Origin of the sequence: Bacillus cereus group sp. BfR-BA-01350, from assembly GCF_022663775.1 — a bacterium.
GTDB lineage: Bacteria > Bacillota > Bacilli > Bacillales > Bacillaceae_G > Bacillus_A > Bacillus_A paranthracis.
This window is the reverse complement of the sequence record NZ_JAKUGD010000012.1, coordinates 24,974-40,412: the sequence shown is the minus strand read 5'-3', so window position 1 is coordinate 40,412 and position 15,439 is coordinate 24,974. Positions and strand designations below refer to the sequence as shown.

Sequence of the window (15,439 nt, the reverse complement as noted above, 5' to 3'; positions counted from 1 at the left end):
AGAGGCAAATGAGTAGTACGGTACTGAAAAGTGACTATGTTACTTTTTGGTGCCTATCGTACTTTAAAGTGCGTTCTTCAAAAAAAGAATGAAACCATTCATAATAGCATTTGTAGAGATTAAATATATTTTTTTAGAAGATAAAAGGGCCTTTTTATCGCACTATTATGATTGGATTTCTTGTAATAAGGAGGAATTCAATTGAGTTCATATACAGTACCATCTTCGGAAGTTCAGACGAATCGAAGAAGTATGTTTGCTTTATTAGCACTAGCAATTAGTGCATTTGGAATTGGGACGACCGAGTTTATTAGTGTCGGTTTATTACCATCTATTTCAAAAGATTTAAATGTTTCGGTTACAACAGCTGGTTTAACTGTTTCCCTATATGCGTTAGGGGCGGCAGTAGGAGCTCCTGTTTTAACAGCGCTAACGGCTAGTATGTCGAGAAAGACATTATTAATGTGGATTATGGTTATTTTCATTATTGGTAATGGGATCGCGGCAGTAGCAACAAGTTTCACTATATTAATTATCGCAAGGATTGTATCTGCTTTTGCACATGGTGTGTTTATGTCGATAGGATCTACAATTGCGGCCGCAATCGTCCCAGAGAATAAACGTGCTAGCGCCATTGCCATTATGTTTACTGGATTAACAGTTGCGACTATTACAGGTGTGCCAATTGGAACGTTTATCGGTCAACAATTTGGCTGGAGAGCGTCATTTATGGCGATTGTCGTAATTGGAATTATTGCTTTTATCGCAAACAGCATACTAGTCCCATCTAATTTAAAAAATGGTGTACCTGTATCGTTTCGTGATCAATTCAAACTCATTAAAAACGGAAGACTATTACTAGTTTTCATTATTACTGCACTTGGATACGGCGGTACATTCGTAACATTTACGTATTTATCTCCATTATTACAAGAAGTAACAGGATTTGAAGCAAGTACCGTTACCATCATTTTATTAGTGTATGGAATTGCAATTGCGATAGGGAATATGGTTGGCGGAAAATTATCGAATCATAATCCGATTCGAGCGCTATTTTACATGTTCTTAATTCAAGCGATTATATTATTTGTTTTAACATTTACAGCGCCATTTAAAGTAGCTGGATTAATCACAATTATTTTCATGGGACTATTCGCATTTATGAATGTTCCGGGGCTACAAGTATATGTAGTTATATTGGCAGAGCGTTTTGTTCCGAGTGCGGTGGATGTTGCTTCAGCAATTAATATTGCCGCATTTAACGGAGGAATCGCTTTAGGTTCTTATATAGGTGGCCTTGTAACGAATTCGTTAGGATTAATCCATACTGCTTGGGTAGGCGGCCTTATGGTAGTAGCCGCTGTTATTTTAACAGCGTGGAGCATGACATTAGAAAAAAGAGATCAAGTAAAATAAAAGGAGAGAAAATAAAATGAAAAACTTACAAAGTAAAGCAGTATTAAATAACGGTGTAGAAATGCCTTGGTTCGGTTTAGGTGTATTTAAAGTAGAAGAAGGACCAGAACTTGTAGAAGCTGTAAAATCAGCAATTAAAGCAGGGTACCGCAGCATTGATACAGCTGCAATTTACGGAAATGAAAAAGCTGTAGGTGAAGGAATTCGTGCAGGTATCGAAGCAACTGGTATTTCAAGAGAAGATTTATTTATCACTTCAAAAGTGTGGAACGCAGACCAAGGATATGAAACAACAATCGCTGCATACGAAGAGAGTCTAAAAAAATTAGGACTAGATTATTTAGATTTATATCTTGTTCACTGGCCTTCAGAAGGAAAATATAAAGATACGTGGAGAGCGTTAGAAACACTTTATAAAGAAAAGCGCGTACGTGCAATTGGTGTAAGTAACTTCCAAATCCATCACTTACAAGATGTAATGAAAGATGCAGAAATTAAACCAATGATTAACCAAGTAGAATACCACCCTCGTTTAACACAAAAAGAACTACAAGCTTTCTGTAAAGAACAAGGTATTCAAATGGAAGCATGGTCACCATTAATGCAAGGTCAATTATTAGATAACGAAACATTACAAGAGATTGCTGAGAAACACGGCAAAACAACAGCGCAAGTGATTTTACGTTGGGATCTTCAAAATGGAGTAATTACAATTCCAAAATCAACGAAAGAACACCGCATCATTGCAAATGCTGATGTATTTAACTTTGAATTAACGAAAGAAGATATGGAAAAAATCGATGCGTTAAACCAAAATCACCGCGTTGGTCCAGATCCTGATAACTTCGATTTCTAAGATTAGGGTAAGAAAGAAGAGTGCGTAAAAGCACTCTTTTTTTTGCATAAAAATAGTTTCTAAATAAATACTACTTAGTATCAAGTTTGTTATAAGGGGCTGTAAACATGAATATAAAGCAATCGTTCAAACTTTTAGCTATGTTTTTAAGTGTTTTATTTGTGTTATTCCCGCTTCAAAAAGCATTCGCAGAAGTGATGGACCATACAAAGTATCAAATGGATTGGAGTTATAGTAAGTCTAAGAAGAAACCAATCCGAACAGAGCTTATTAAAACGGCAGATGGCAAAATTGCTTTTTGCTTAAATGTAGATTTAAAATCTCCAAGCGGTCAAGATTTACCGGAAATGGGGAAAGTGGATATTAACGTATACCGTGTATTATTAAATGGATATCCACAAAAGAGCCCGCAAGAATTAGGTGTTTCTGATTGGAGAGAAGCTCATTATGCAACGCAGCTTGCAGTATGGAATGCTTTAAAGCAAATCGATATTAATGATTTAGATTTCCGCAATAAAAATGTAGAAAAGGTAACGAAAGATATCGTTGCAAAAGCAAGCGCTAGTGAAGAGTTACAAGAAATTACAATGAGTGTAACTCCTACAGAAGAACAAGAAGCAGTATTAAAAAATGATTTCTTTGAAACAGGCTTATATACAGTAGAAACAAATGCAAAAAGTGGAACGTATAAAGTGCAAGCAACAGGTGCACCAGCAGGAGCGAAATTTGTAAATGAAAAAGGCGAAACAAAAACAGAATTTAATGTAGGAGAAAAGTTCCGCATTTTAATTCCGAAACAAACACCAGCTGGTGGTTTTAGCTTTAAAGTAATAGGGAAATTAACGAAGCTACAAGGGATTGCACATAAAGGTACACCAACAATTCAAAATGCAGTTGTATTACTTGAGCGTAGTGAAGAAGAAACAAGTCCGGAGTTATCAGTGAGTTGGAAAAAAGGAAATGGTCATGATAATAATAAACCACATACTCCAAACGAACCACATAAACCGAATCAATATAAAAGGTAAGGATGAAAGCATTGGTGTTAACCAATGCTTTTTATATATGAATTTTAAAGTTATATCAAAATAATTATTCACTATATAAAACACTGTTTTAATGGTAGAAAAACTATTTAGAAATAACGAAATATAATAAAATCTAAACGTTACGATTAATGAATTAAATTCACAAAATTGTAACATCATTCTGATTGGGAAGGCTATCAAACAAAGTAGAAAGCGTGTAAAATTCAGTTGGAAAAACTACCTATAGATGGTCATATATGAAGAAAATGTAAGATTCTATTGCTATTTTTATTTTTGGATGTATAGATGACAATACTAAAGTATATCTTTTACTATTCGCTTTTTATGTACGAAGAGAACTCATCACAAATAGAGAGACGTGAGGAGGGCATATTACATAAAAATTTTACAATGTAAGAAAGCGAATACATGGGGGGAATGCGGTAGTAATAGATACAGGTGCGCGAGGTGTTAGCCTATTCATTAAATGTTTTTATAAAAATAATAGGATTGTTTATTAAATGAATATATAGGATAGTTTCTCTAAATAAAGGAACAGGGGACACAGATTATGTCGAAGAAAAAGACGAGTAGGGTGTTAGTAGCTGGTATATGTATATCTACATTATTATCACCAGTAGCTTTTGAAGCATCGAAAGGATATGCCGCACCTTTGGAAGAGAATAAGGGCGGGAATTTAGAAGAGGTTAAAGAGAATAAATTTGAGCAGAGAGTATTTCAGTTGCCGGGGAAAGGCGATGTGGAAGAAGAGAGGAAACGCTTAAAGTATTTATATAAACTTTCGCCTAATGAGCCAACTGGAATTTATGCGAAGCCAAATGAAGAAATTACTATTGAAATAAAAGGAAGCCATGCTATTAAGGCTTTCATAGGGACACGTAGTTATGACAAGGAAGACCCGAAAGAATTTGATTTAAAGCCGGGGAAAAATATAATTTCAGCTCCTAATGGAGGGATTTTATACTTTTATAATTTAAATGATACAGGTGAGATTACTGCAACTGTTACAAGTGGTGGTAGTCATTTTCCTTTATTTATATTAGGGAAACATACGAAAAAAGATTGGGATGAAATGCTTAAAAAGTACAAAGATCCTTATGCGATAGAATTAAAAGGGGAAAGAAGTTTAATTACTGCCAGTTACGATAAAGTGAAAAAGAACATGGAAAAAACAAATCCGACAGATTTAATGAAGGCACATGATGAAGCGATTCGTATTGAAAACAACTTATCTGGATTATCAGAAGATGGTCCTGGAATGGCGAAGGCTAGCGAACATTATGTTCAGTTTATTGAGGCTAAATATCCAACGAATCCCTTTATGTATGCGACTAATTATTACACGGGATATGCACAAGAATCGATGGAATTTGTATTAGATATCGACAAGTTTAAGAATAAGGGCTGGGGACCTTGGCATGAAGTAGGGCATTTACATCAGCAACAACCTTGGGAATGGGCAGGGATGGAGGAAGTAATTGCGAATATTTACAGTTTAGCTGTTCAAACAGGCTTTGGAAATCCCTCTCGTATGGAGGTAGATGGTCGTTATGAACAAGCTTTTGAATATCTTAATAAACCAAACGATCAAAAGGATTTTGATAGCTCGGATCCAATTATAATGTTTTGGCAGTTACATTTAATCTATGGAGATCAGTTTTATCCAAAACTTCATCAAATGTATAGAGTAATGTCTGATGCAGATTATCCACTATTAGATATAGATCAAGTTGTTACCGATAGAGAGAAGAAACAACTATTTATTTATACGGCCTCAAAAGTAGCAGGGCAAAATTTAATTTCATACTTTGAAAAATGGGGATTACATGCGGACCCTGATACGGTAGAAAATGTAGGGAAGCTGCAATTGCCTGAACCGAAAAACGAAATATGGTTATCGAGAGATAGTGCCCCTATTCGTGAAACGCAAGTGAAACCATATAAAGCACCTTATGGTGAAGCTGTAAATACAGTACCAGATGTTTTAATAGGAACAGGATCAGGGAAAGAGTTAGATGAAGAAAAGGCAAGTGAGTTAGTACAAAACTTAGGTGAAAATGTAAAGGTATCCGGAAAAATTAGATGGTCTAAACAGGAAAGTGGAAAGCAAATTGTATATGTAGAGATCATAGATGAAAATGGAAATGTTAATTCAGTTCCGGTTTCTGTGAATGGAGTATACGGAGATAGTATGTTATTTAAAACATATTGGAATACAAACTCGGTGCTAACTTTACAGCATAAGGACAAGAAATTTAATGCGACATTAGTAAGAAATATATTGAATCATAGTTATCGAGATAAAAAATATGTAGGTGTTACAATCTATGATGCAAACGGAAATGAAAAGAAGAATGTTTCAGCCGAAGGACATGAGGGACTAAAGAATTTCGTGAAAGAGTTAGATGGAACGTCGTTTGAATACGGGGATATTGTTAAGGTATACCATATTCAGCCTCGATATTTAGAATGGTATCATGATAATGAACTTGTAGATCAAGGAGAAGCAAATAGTAAAAAGGAAAAATTATTTAAAATTACACCACAAGGATATGAACTAATTGATAGTTTACAGGAAGTAAAGGCAGTACCGCAAAAAGTAGTAATTGGAACAGATGTTGAAAAATTAGAAGCGAAAGACTTTGTTCAAGTGAAAGATGGAGAAGTAATTGGATTTGTAGAAAAGCTGGATACAACAAAGATTGGCGAACAAAAAGTAAAAGTGGAAACGAAAGATCGTTTAGGAAATAAAGCGGTGACAGAAGTACCTGTAGAAGTGATTTATGGAGATAGTATCGCGTATGTCGGATATGACAATAACATTGCTTCGGTTATAACGTTAAAGCATGAGGAGAAGAAATTCCATGTGACTGATATGAATAGCCAGATTCATAAGTATTTTAATAAAGAGCTATACATGGGAATCACGTTATATGATGGAGAAGGAAAAGAGAAAAAACATGTAACAGCAGAAGGACAAGAAACTTCAAAGAACTTTGCAGAACAAGTGAATGGTACGCAGTTTGAGTATGGAGATGTAGTGAAAGTATTCCATGCGGAACCGGATCGTTTGAAATGGTATCAAAATAATACTCTTACTGGTCAAGGTGAGCAAAAAGGAACAAAAGAACTATTCTTCAAAGTGACAGAAAAAGGTTTCGAGAAAATGGATATGTTGCAAGAAGTAACGGCAGTACCGCAAAAAGTAGTCATCGGAACAGACGCTGAAAAATTAAATGCAAAAGACTTTGTTCAAATGAAAGATGGAGAAGTAGTAGGTTTTGTAGAAAAGCCAAATACAACAAAAATCGGTGAACAGAAAGTCAAAGTAGAAACGAAAGATCGTTTTGGAAATAAGCAAGTGACAGAAGTACCTGTAGAAGTGATTTATGGAGATAGTATTATGTTCTTCGGTACATGGCATGGTGGAACGAATGTTAAATCGATTGTTACATTAAATCATGAAGAAAAGAAATTTAGCATAACAGATTCAGAAGGACCAATGCATACTTCATTTGCAGATGAGCAATATATGGCGATGACTGTATATGATAAAGGTGGAAAAGAGAAGAAAGCTTTATCGGTAAAAGCATCTGAGAATACGAAAGTATTTGCAGAACAATTTAATGGAACGGCCTTTGAATATGGGGATATCGTAAAAGTGTATCAAAGAGAGTTTGATAGATTTAAAGTGTACAAAAAGAACGAACTAGTGGATACGCAGTATGGTGTACATGAAGTGTTCTTTAAAGTGACAGAGCAAGGTTTCGAGAGAATGGAAGCTCAACAAGAAGTAACGGCAGTGCCGCAAAAAGTAGTCATCGGAACAGACGCTGAAAAATTAAATGCAAAAGACTTTGTTCAAATGAAAGATGGAGAAGTAGTAGGTTTTGTAGAAAAGCCAAATACAACAAAAATCGGTGAACAAAAAGTCAAAGTAGAAACGAAAGATCGTTTTGGAAATAAGAAAGTGACGGAAGTACCTGTAGAAGTAACATATGGAGATAGCATTGTATACCAAGGGCTTAGTAATGTTGTTCGTTCTATTGTAACGTTAAATCATGATGATAAGAAACTACATGTAACGTATACAAATGAACAAATTCATAGTTACTTTAATAATGAATTATATATGGGAATTACATTATATGATCAAAATAATAATGAGAAAAAGCATGTAACAGCAGAAGGACAAGAAACGTCGCAGAATTTTGCGAAACAAGTAAATGGTATGGTGTTTGAGTATGGTGATGTAGTAAAAGTGTATCATGCCGAATCAGATCGTTTAAGCTGGTACAAAAATAGTGAGTTCGTTGGAAAAGGAGATAAGAAAAAGTTTAAAGAAATTTCCTTTAAAATTACTCCAAGTGGTTTAGAACAAGTGCAATAATAAAAAAAGCTCGTAAAACATAACGTTTTACGAGCTTTTTTTATTACTCAGCTTCAGAAACAACTGTGAAGCGTTCGTTTACATGTTTTGGATTTTCGATTTCATCAAGTGCTGCTACTGCGAAGTCTTCGTAACTTACGTAGCTATCGCCTTTTGAGTTAACAAGCAGGTTGTCTTTGCCAGCTGTATAAGAACCTGTGCGTTTTCCTAATGCAAATAGTGCAGAAGGGCTGATGAATGTCCAAGTAATATCGTTAGTTTGTTGCAGGATTTCTAAGTTTTTACCTTGGTTTTGAGCTGTTGCAAGGTATTCGCCTGGGAAACCTGGTGTCTCAAATACACGTGTTGTTTTCTCTTCGTCTACAAATAAGCTTCCAGCGCCGCCGACTACAAGTAATTTTGTGTTAGGTGCACCTTTCATCGCTTCAATAAGTACGTTTCCTGCATCTACGTGAAGGTGTTCTTGTCCTGCTGGAGCACCAAATGCATTTACAACTACGTCGAATGCTTGTAAGTCGTTAGATGTAAGAGCGAATACGTCTTTCTCTAAAACCTTTACGTTTTCTTCTGTAATTTTTGCAGCATTTCTTACGATTGCAGTTACTTCATGTCCGCGATCTAATGCTTCTTTTAAAATACGACTTCCTGCTTTACCAGTTGCTCCGATAATTCCGATTTTCATAATAAATCCCTCCAAAGTGTTTTGTTAACGTGTATATCTGAAAGTGAATGAATGTATTGTAATTAGGTTTGTTACAACCCGATGTAATCATTATAGTTACAGTTAGGTGTGTTTGTCAAATGGTTTAATGAAATAAGGTTGAATTTAGTTTGTTCATTTTTCTAAAATAATGATGTTATGTTTGGTAACAATTACATGTTAGAAAACCTAACATTTTTTTGTCGAAAATTGTTGATTGTTTAAAGTTTTTAGAATATAATTTTCTTATTGTTAGGAAGAGGGGGCAATGCAATTATGGATTTTTTAGCTAAGGTAATTGGGGATATAAATAATGTCCTTTGGTCATATATCATTATTGCGATGTTAATTGGGTTAGGACTTTACTTTTCGTTTCGTGTGAAATTTGTCCAAGTTCGTTACTTCGGTGAAATGATTCGATTGCTTGGGGATGGGGCAAGTTCGAAAACGAGGAAAGCACAAAAAGAGAAGAGCGGTGTATCATCGTTCCAAGCTTTTTGTATGAGTACAGCTTCTCGTGTAGGTACTGGTAACTTAGCTGGTGTAGCTATCGCAATTTCAGCAGGTGGACCAGGCGCAGTATTTTGGATGTGGTTAATCGCGGTAATTGGGGGTGCTTCTGCATTTGTAGAGAGCACATTAGCGCAAATTTATAAAGTAAAAGATGGGAATACGTTCCGTGGTGGCCCAGCGTATTATATGGAAAAGGGTTTAAATAAACGCTGGCTTGGAGCTATTTTCTCTGTATTAATAACAGTAAGTTTCGGGTTAATTTTTAACGCTGTACAATCTAATACTGTAGCAGCTGCTTTTGATGGGGCATTCAAAACAGATAGTAGATTAGTAGGTCTTGTAATGGCTGGTCTACTTGCAGTTATTATTTTCGGCGGAGTAAAACGAATTGCTCGCGCGGTTGAAATGATCGTTCCAGTAATGGCAATCATTTATGTAGCAGTGGCATTATTCGTTGTTGTAACAAACATTACGGCAATTCCATATGTGTTTAAAGAAATTTTCTTACATGCTTTCGGAATTAAAGAAGTAGTAGGTGGGGGATTAGGAGCTGCGATTTTACTAGGGGTAAAACGCGGATTATTCTCAAATGAAGCTGGTATGGGTAGTGCGCCGAACGCGGCTGCGACTGCAAACGTAACGCACCCAGTTAAACAAGGTTTCATTCAAACTTTAGGGGTATTTACAGATACATTATTAATTTGTAGTTGTACAGCATTTATCATTCTTTTATCAGATGTGCATAATGCAGCTGATTTAAATGGTATTCAATTAACGCAGCAGGCGTTAAGTCAACATATCGGTCCATGGGCTTCTATATTTGTAGCAGTGGCAATCTTCTTGTTTGCATTCAGTTCATTAGTAGGTAACTACTACTATGGTGAAACAAATATTGAATTCTTAAATGGAAGTAAAGTACTATTAAATGCATACCGCATTGCTGTACTTGGTATGGTTATGTTAGGTTCTGTAGCAACAATTCAAATCGTTTGGGATTTAGCAGATTTATTCATGGGTATTATGGCTGTTATTAACTTAGTTGCAATCGTATTCCTTTCTAAGTATGCTTTTGCAGCGTTATCAGATTACGTAAAGCAAAAGAAACAAGGAAAAGATCCAGTCTTCTATGCGAATTCAATTCCAGGTCTGAAAAATACAGAGTGCTGGGAAGAGCAAGTAGCAGATAAAGAAAAAGCGGTATAATGAGGTGAGCATCAAGTGAAACTTGATGCTCATTTTTTTGTTTTATCCAGATATTTGTCGGTAGTAAAAGACGAACATTAATGAGTGTTTTATAATAAAATGTAATTTTTTTAAAGAAAAGTGCGGATATGAGTTGTGATTTATGTTAGAATGGAAAATGCCTTTGAAACAAGAGGTTTTATGATTTTTCCTATCTGATTGAAGATTTTGGAGGGGAAATGGAAAGTTCGGGTTATTTCTTGTTTTAGTGGTCAGACGTTCAACGTTAATGAAGAGTTAAATGGAGGATTTTATTAATGAAGTTTGTTATGTTTCTTATAGGATTACTCGTTGTATTTGTACTCGGTTTTCTTATAAGCTCCGATCGTAAGAAGATTAAGTATAAACCAATCGCAATTATGCTTGTTATTCAGCTAGCGTTATCTTATTTCTTATTAAATACACAAGTTGGTTATATTTTAGTAAAAGGAATTTCAGATGGATTTGGCGCACTTCTTGGATATGCGGAAGCTGGAATCGTTTTCGTATTTGGTGGTCTTGTTAATAAAGGAGAGGTTTCATTCTTCTTAACAGCGTTATTACCAATCGTATTCTTTGCCGTTTTAATCGGAATTCTGCAACACTTTAAAATTTTACCGATATTTATTCGTGCTATTGGTACGTTGTTAAGTAAAGTAAATGGTCTAGGAAAACTAGAATCATATAATGCAGTAGCAGCTGCTATTGTTGGGCAAGCGGAAGTATTTATTACAGTAAAAGATCAATTAAGTAAAATCCCAAAACATCGTTTATATACATTATGTGCATCTTCTATGTCGACAGTATCGATGTCAATCGTCGGTTCTTACATGAAAATGATCGAACCAAAATATGTAGTAACAGCACTTGTATTAAATTTATTTAGTGGTTTCATTATTATTCATATTATTAACCCGTACGATATTACAGAAGAAGAAGATACACTGAAATTAGAAAATAAGAAAAAACAATCGTTCTTTGAAATGCTAAGCGAATATATTATGCTTGGTTTCACAATCGCGATTACGGTAGCAGCGATGTTACTTGGTTTCGTAGCATTAATTACAGCAATCAATAGCTTGTTTGATTCTATGTTCGGTATTACATTCCAAGCTATTTTAGGATACATTTTCTCACCATTAGCATTCGTAATGGGTATTCCGCAAGCAGAGATGGTAACAGCGGGACAAATTATGGCAACGAAATTAGTATCAAACGAATTTGTTGCGATGCTTGATCTTGGAAAAGTAGCTGGTGATTTATCAGCTCGTACAGTTGGTATTCTTTCTGTATTCCTTGTATCATTTGCGAACTTCTCATCAATCGGGATTATCGCAGGTGCAACGAAAGGTATCGATGAAAATCAATCAAATGTTGTATCATCATTCGGTCTACGCCTTGTGTACGGTGCGACATTAGTAAGTATTCTATCAGCGATTATCGTTGGTGTTATGTTATAAAAAAGATGGTCCTAGCTCATAGCTAGGGCTATTTTTTTATGGTAAATTTGCATAGAAAAACCAATTAATTAGGAATATATTAACATATAAAAATCTTTTTAAATTTATATTGCTTTTCAGTTAGATAACGCTTACAATTTGATTTGTAGGTGGTATCAATTTCAGACTTTCAAGTATGGTAGGAGAGAAGAGGCTACCTTTAATAAATTGCAATTTATGTAAACGCTTACTGATCTTAGATAACAGTTGAATAGTATTTAGGGGTTTTAAATTTTTTTAACATCAATGGTCAGACGTCATTCGTTATACGTTATACGACCAATAACTCGTGGGAGAAGTGGAGGATTCACATATGAAAATAGTAATGTTTCTAGTCGGTTTACTTGTAGTATTTGTACTAGGGTTCCTTATCAGTTCAGATCGCAAGAAAATTAAATATAAACCAATTGCACTTATGCTTGTCATTCAATTGGTACTTGCGTATTTCTTACTAAATACAAAGGTCGGATTTGTATTAGTAAAAGGGATTGCAGATGGGTTTGGCGCTATTTTAAAATTTGCGGAAGCAGGGGTTAATTTCGTATTTGGTGGTCTAGCAAATGATGGACAAGCACCATTCTTCTTAACAGTATTATTACCAATTATTTTCTTAGCAGTACTAATTGGGATCTTACAACATATTAAAATTTTACCGATTATCATTCGTGCAGTCGGTTTCCTATTAAGCAAAGTTAACGGTTTAGGAAAACTAGAATCATATAATGCGGTAGCAGCTGCGATTGTTGGTCAAGGGGAAGTATTCATTACAGTAAAAGATCAATTAAGTAAATTACCGAAAAATCGTTTATACACACTTTGTGCATCTTCCATGTCTACAGTATCGATGTCAATTGTCGGTTCTTATATGAAAATGATTGATCCAAAATATGTAGTAACGGCACTTGTATTAAACTTATTTAGTGGATTCATTATCGTTCATATTATTAATCCATATGACGTGAAAGAAGAAGACGACATTTTAGAATTACAAGAAGATAAAAAGCAAACATTCTTTGAAATGTTAGGCGAATATATTATGCTTGGTTTCTCTATCGCTGTAACAGTAGCGGCGATGTTAATCGGTTTCGTAGCATTAATTACAGCAATTAACGGTGTATTCGATTCAATTTTCGGAATCACATTCCAAAGCATTTTAGGATACATTTTCTCACCATTAGCATTCGTAATGGGTATCCCAACATCAGAGATGCTAACAGCAGGACAAATTATGGCAACGAAATTAGTAACGAACGAATTCGTTGCAATGCTTGACCTTGGTAAAGTAGCTGGTGATTTATCAGCTCGTACAGTAGGTATTTTATCTATCTTCCTTGTATCATTTGCGAACTTCTCATCAATCGGAATTATCGCAGGTGCAACGAAGAGTATCGATGGCAAACAAGCAAACGTTGTATCATCATTCGGATTAAAACTTGTATACGGTGCAACGTTAGTAAGTATATTATCAGCGGTTATCGTTGGGGTTATGCTTTAATAAATAGTAAAGAGGTCGTTTATCTCTCGCCTAGAGGGATGAACGGCTTTTTTATTTTGGTATGATAAATAGTGTGGAGAGGGGGAATTAGGGTGAAAGAACAGAATAGTTTAAAGGAATTTGATGAGGTTATAGATAACATTAATCGTTTAACTGGAGAAGATGCTAGAGCGTTTTTGAAATTTATACATGGATATTTAAGCATAGTAGAAGAAGGAGATGGAACTTTTACTCATAGTGACTTTGTTGAAAAGGTTTCTGGGCTCTATAAAAAGGATGTGGCGAGGGTTATTCAACTTAGAGAAGAAATAAAAAAATCACCTTAATCCATTCATTAAGGTGATTGAAATACTACTCAGCTGAAGGCGTAAATGTACGTTTCTCTAATTCAGCATCTAGCATAAATAATGCGTTTGAATCGCTTGTAATACGCTTTAATTTTTGGATGATGCTATCGAATGAAGCTTCTTCTTCTACTTGCTCATCAACAAACCATTTTAAGAATGTAATTGTTGCGTGTTCACGCTCATCCCAAGCGATATCAGATAGGTTGTAAATACGTTTCGTTACTTCACGCTCGTGCTCAAGTGCCACTTCAAAAGCGTTCAGTACAGATTCATATTCGTTATTTGGATTATCAAATCCAGTAATAATAGCGCGCTCACCGCGGTCATTAATGTAGTTGTAAAGCTTCATTGCGTGGAAACGTTCTTCTTCAGCTTGTACAAGGAAAAAGTTAGCGAATCCATCATAGCTTTCGGCTGTACAGTAAGCAGCCATTGCCATATAAGCGTGGGCAGAGTAAAATTCAAAGTTCATTTGATCGTTTAGTGCGTCGTGCAATTTTTTTGATAACATAAAATCCCCCTTAGTATTGTGACAAGAATATTATACCATAATTGATAATATTCTCATTTGGATGTCTCGAACCTTTTCGAAAGCTTTGTGACGTGTGCGTCCATAATGTCTTGTAAGTCCAAATCATATTTTTGCGAAAGAATAATAAGATTAGATAGTACATCACCAAGTTCTTCTTTTAGTTCTTGTTTTAGCTCTTCTTCTGTTTTCACGTTTTCATCAGGGCGATCCCGACCGATTTCGATTGCGCGAACAACGCGTGAAACTTCCCCAACTTCCTCTGTTAAGAAATTTAACCGAATAAAGGCATTATACTGTGACCAGCTTCGTTTTTCGTAAAATTCCTCAACCCATCTTTCAAATGCGACGATATCCATTTCTTTCTCATCCCCTCAATATGTTGTACAATGTTCATTGTATCATAACAATATATAGTTTTGGGGTGTAAGGATGAGAAAGATTTGTGTGTTTGCAGGTTCCAATTTAGGGGAGAGACCAGAGTTCAAAGAGCAGGCAATTGAATTAGGTAAAATGTTTGTTGAGAATGATTATGAGCTTGTATACGGTGGTTCTTGCGTCGGATTAATGGGAGAAGTAGCAAACGAAGTTCTTCGCTTAGGTGGCCGTGTAACAGGTGTTATGCCGCGCGGTCTATTCCGAGGAGAGATCGTTCATACAGGGTTAACAGAATTAATTGAAGTAGAAACGATGCATGAACGTAAAGCGAAAATGGCAGAGCTTGCGGATGCTTTTATTGCACTACCAGGCGGATATGGAACGTTTGAAGAGCTATTTGAAGCAGTATGTTGGTCACAAATTGGTATACATAATAAGCCAGTTGGTTTATTGAACATAAAAGATTTTTATGGACCAATTCTGCAAATGGTTGAACGTGCAGCAGAAGAAGGATTCATGAATCCATCGAATAAAGAGTTAATCGTTGCCGCTGAAACGGCAGATACACTCATTCATAAGATACAAAATTACGAGCGTCCTATTTTAGGAACGAAGTGGAAGCAACTATCATAATACAATTGTATAGGAATTTTTGGAAACACATGTCATTTTATCTTGAAAAGGCATGTGTTTTTAATTTGGTTAAATATGTTAATGTTAAGGTGTAATGTTTTTGGAAAAGGAGAAATAGATGGAGGAATTCATATTTTTAAGGCCGGTTTTTAAATGTATTTTAGCGGCATCTATTCTTGTTATGCTAATTGTTTCAACACAGAAGAAAGAGCTTATTAATGCGTTTTCGCTTTGGTTTATTTCGATACTATGTATCGGTGTTTCCGCGATCACGTTGTTTATGTCTGGGTTTATTGTTGATGAGTATAATTTAGGTGGAGATGCACAATCGTTTTGTATGCTTATTGCGATTGGTTGTATTAGTGGTTTGAATTTAATTATTTACTATAGACGGAAACAATAAGGAAGGCATT

The 15,439-nt window shown here is 35.3% G+C and carries 13 protein-coding genes; 10 read left to right on the top strand and 3 right to left on the bottom strand.

The genetic code is table 11. The features are described 5' to 3' along the window. The first annotated feature begins 252 nt into the window (after positions 1 to 252). From MR147_RS21805 to MR147_RS21790, 4 genes are all read left to right on the top strand, one after another. Positions 253 to 1,416 (top strand): MFS transporter, encoded by a 1,164-nt coding sequence (locus tag MR147_RS21805; protein WP_002037401.1) that lies wholly within the window; start codon positions 253 to 255, stop codon positions 1,414 to 1,416. A 16-nt stretch (positions 1,417 to 1,432) separates the two neighbouring features. Beyond that, complete coding sequence (locus tag MR147_RS21800; protein WP_000793541.1) at positions 1,433 to 2,272, top strand: aldo/keto reductase; 840 nt, start codon at positions 1,433 to 1,435, stop codon at positions 2,270 to 2,272. A 107-nt stretch (positions 2,273 to 2,379) separates the two neighbouring features. Next, entirely contained in the window at positions 2,380 to 3,300 is a 921-nt protein-coding gene (locus tag MR147_RS21795; protein ID WP_074606990.1) for a thioester domain-containing protein, read from the top strand. 571 nt (positions 3,301 to 3,871) lie between these two features. Then, on the top strand, positions 3,872 to 7,711 hold the full coding sequence (locus tag MR147_RS21790) for a putative mucin/carbohydrate-binding domain-containing protein (RefSeq protein ID WP_242304733.1): 3,840 nt from the start codon (positions 3,872 to 3,874) through the stop codon (positions 7,709 to 7,711). Positions 7,712 to 7,754: 43 nt separating this feature from the next. Here MR147_RS21790 and MR147_RS21785 read toward each other — a convergent pair whose 3' ends face one another. Then, on the bottom strand, positions 7,755 to 8,393 hold the full coding sequence (locus MR147_RS21785; RefSeq protein ID WP_000689887.1) for an NAD(P)-dependent oxidoreductase: 639 nt from the start codon (positions 8,391 to 8,393) through the stop codon (positions 7,755 to 7,757). Between the two features lie 294 nt (positions 8,394 to 8,687). Here MR147_RS21785 and MR147_RS21780 point away from each other — a divergent pair, with 294 nt between their 5' ends. From MR147_RS21780 to MR147_RS21765, 4 genes are all read left to right on the top strand, one after another. Then, positions 8,688 to 10,127 carry an alanine/glycine:cation symporter family protein gene (locus MR147_RS21780; protein WP_000346383.1) on the top strand — a complete coding sequence of 480 codons (1,440 nt, stop codon included), beginning with the start codon at positions 8,688 to 8,690 and terminating at the stop codon, positions 10,125 to 10,127. A 296-nt stretch (positions 10,128 to 10,423) separates the two neighbouring features. Continuing rightward, a complete protein-coding gene (locus MR147_RS21775) occupies positions 10,424 to 11,605 on the top strand; it encodes a NupC/NupG family nucleoside CNT transporter (RefSeq protein ID WP_074606994.1) in 1,182 nt (393 codons plus the stop codon). Positions 11,606 to 11,957: 352 nt separating this feature from the next. After that, positions 11,958 to 13,139, top strand: coding sequence for a NupC/NupG family nucleoside CNT transporter (locus tag MR147_RS21770; protein WP_000706846.1), 1,182 nt, complete (start codon positions 11,958 to 11,960; stop codon positions 13,137 to 13,139). 92 nt (positions 13,140 to 13,231) lie between these two features. Beyond that, positions 13,232 to 13,465 (top strand): hypothetical protein, encoded by a 234-nt coding sequence (locus MR147_RS21765; protein WP_048557411.1) that lies wholly within the window; start codon positions 13,232 to 13,234, stop codon positions 13,463 to 13,465. Between the two features lie 25 nt (positions 13,466 to 13,490). Here the strand turns inward: MR147_RS21765 and MR147_RS21760 are convergent, their stop codons facing one another. Both MR147_RS21760 and MR147_RS21755 read right to left on the bottom strand, forming a co-directional pair. Beyond that, a complete protein-coding gene (locus MR147_RS21760; protein ID WP_242304732.1) occupies positions 13,491 to 13,997 on the bottom strand; it encodes a ferritin in 507 nt (168 codons plus the stop codon). 53 nt (positions 13,998 to 14,050) lie between these two features. Next, on the bottom strand, positions 14,051 to 14,374 hold the full coding sequence (locus MR147_RS21755; protein ID WP_000355737.1) for a MazG nucleotide pyrophosphohydrolase domain-containing protein: 324 nt from the start codon (positions 14,372 to 14,374) through the stop codon (positions 14,051 to 14,053). 73 nt (positions 14,375 to 14,447) lie between these two features. On the opposite strand from MR147_RS21755, the gene MR147_RS21750 reads away from it, so the two are divergent. Both MR147_RS21750 and MR147_RS21745 read left to right on the top strand, forming a co-directional pair. Further along, positions 14,448 to 15,026 carry an LOG family protein gene (locus MR147_RS21750; protein WP_074606996.1) on the top strand — a complete coding sequence of 193 codons (579 nt, stop codon included), beginning with the start codon at positions 14,448 to 14,450 and terminating at the stop codon, positions 15,024 to 15,026. Between the two features lie 118 nt (positions 15,027 to 15,144). Next, positions 15,145 to 15,429 (top strand): hypothetical protein, encoded by a 285-nt coding sequence (locus MR147_RS21745; protein WP_242304731.1) that lies wholly within the window; start codon positions 15,145 to 15,147, stop codon positions 15,427 to 15,429. The last annotated feature ends 10 nt before the right edge of the window (positions 15,430 to 15,439 follow it).

Coding starts and splice junctions, on each gene's coding strand:
- MR147_RS21805 (WP_002037401.1), top strand. CDS start 253: ATGTTTGCTTTATTAGCACTAGCAATTAGTGCATTTGGAATTGGGACG.
- MR147_RS21800 (WP_000793541.1), top strand. CDS start 1,433: ATGAAAAACTTACAAAGTAAAGCAGTATTAAATAACGGTGTAGAAATG.
- MR147_RS21795 (WP_074606990.1), top strand. CDS start 2,380: ATGAATATAAAGCAATCGTTCAAACTTTTAGCTATGTTTTTAAGTGTT.
- MR147_RS21790 (WP_242304733.1), top strand. CDS start 3,872: ATGTCGAAGAAAAAGACGAGTAGGGTGTTAGTAGCTGGTATATGTATA.
- MR147_RS21785 (WP_000689887.1), bottom strand. CDS start 8,393: ATGAAAATCGGAATTATCGGAGCAACTGGTAAAGCAGGAAGTCGTATT.
- MR147_RS21780 (WP_000346383.1), top strand. CDS start 8,688: ATGGATTTTTTAGCTAAGGTAATTGGGGATATAAATAATGTCCTTTGG.
- MR147_RS21775 (WP_074606994.1), top strand. CDS start 10,424: ATGAAGTTTGTTATGTTTCTTATAGGATTACTCGTTGTATTTGTACTC.
- MR147_RS21770 (WP_000706846.1), top strand. CDS start 11,958: ATGAAAATAGTAATGTTTCTAGTCGGTTTACTTGTAGTATTTGTACTA.
- MR147_RS21760 (WP_242304732.1), bottom strand. CDS start 13,997: ATGTTATCAAAAAAATTGCACGACGCACTAAACGATCAAATGAACTTT.
- MR147_RS21755 (WP_000355737.1), bottom strand. CDS start 14,374: ATGGATATCGTCGCATTTGAAAGATGGGTTGAGGAATTTTACGAAAAA.
- MR147_RS21750 (WP_074606996.1), top strand. CDS start 14,448: ATGAGAAAGATTTGTGTGTTTGCAGGTTCCAATTTAGGGGAGAGACCA.
- MR147_RS21745 (WP_242304731.1), top strand. CDS start 15,145: ATGGAGGAATTCATATTTTTAAGGCCGGTTTTTAAATGTATTTTAGCG.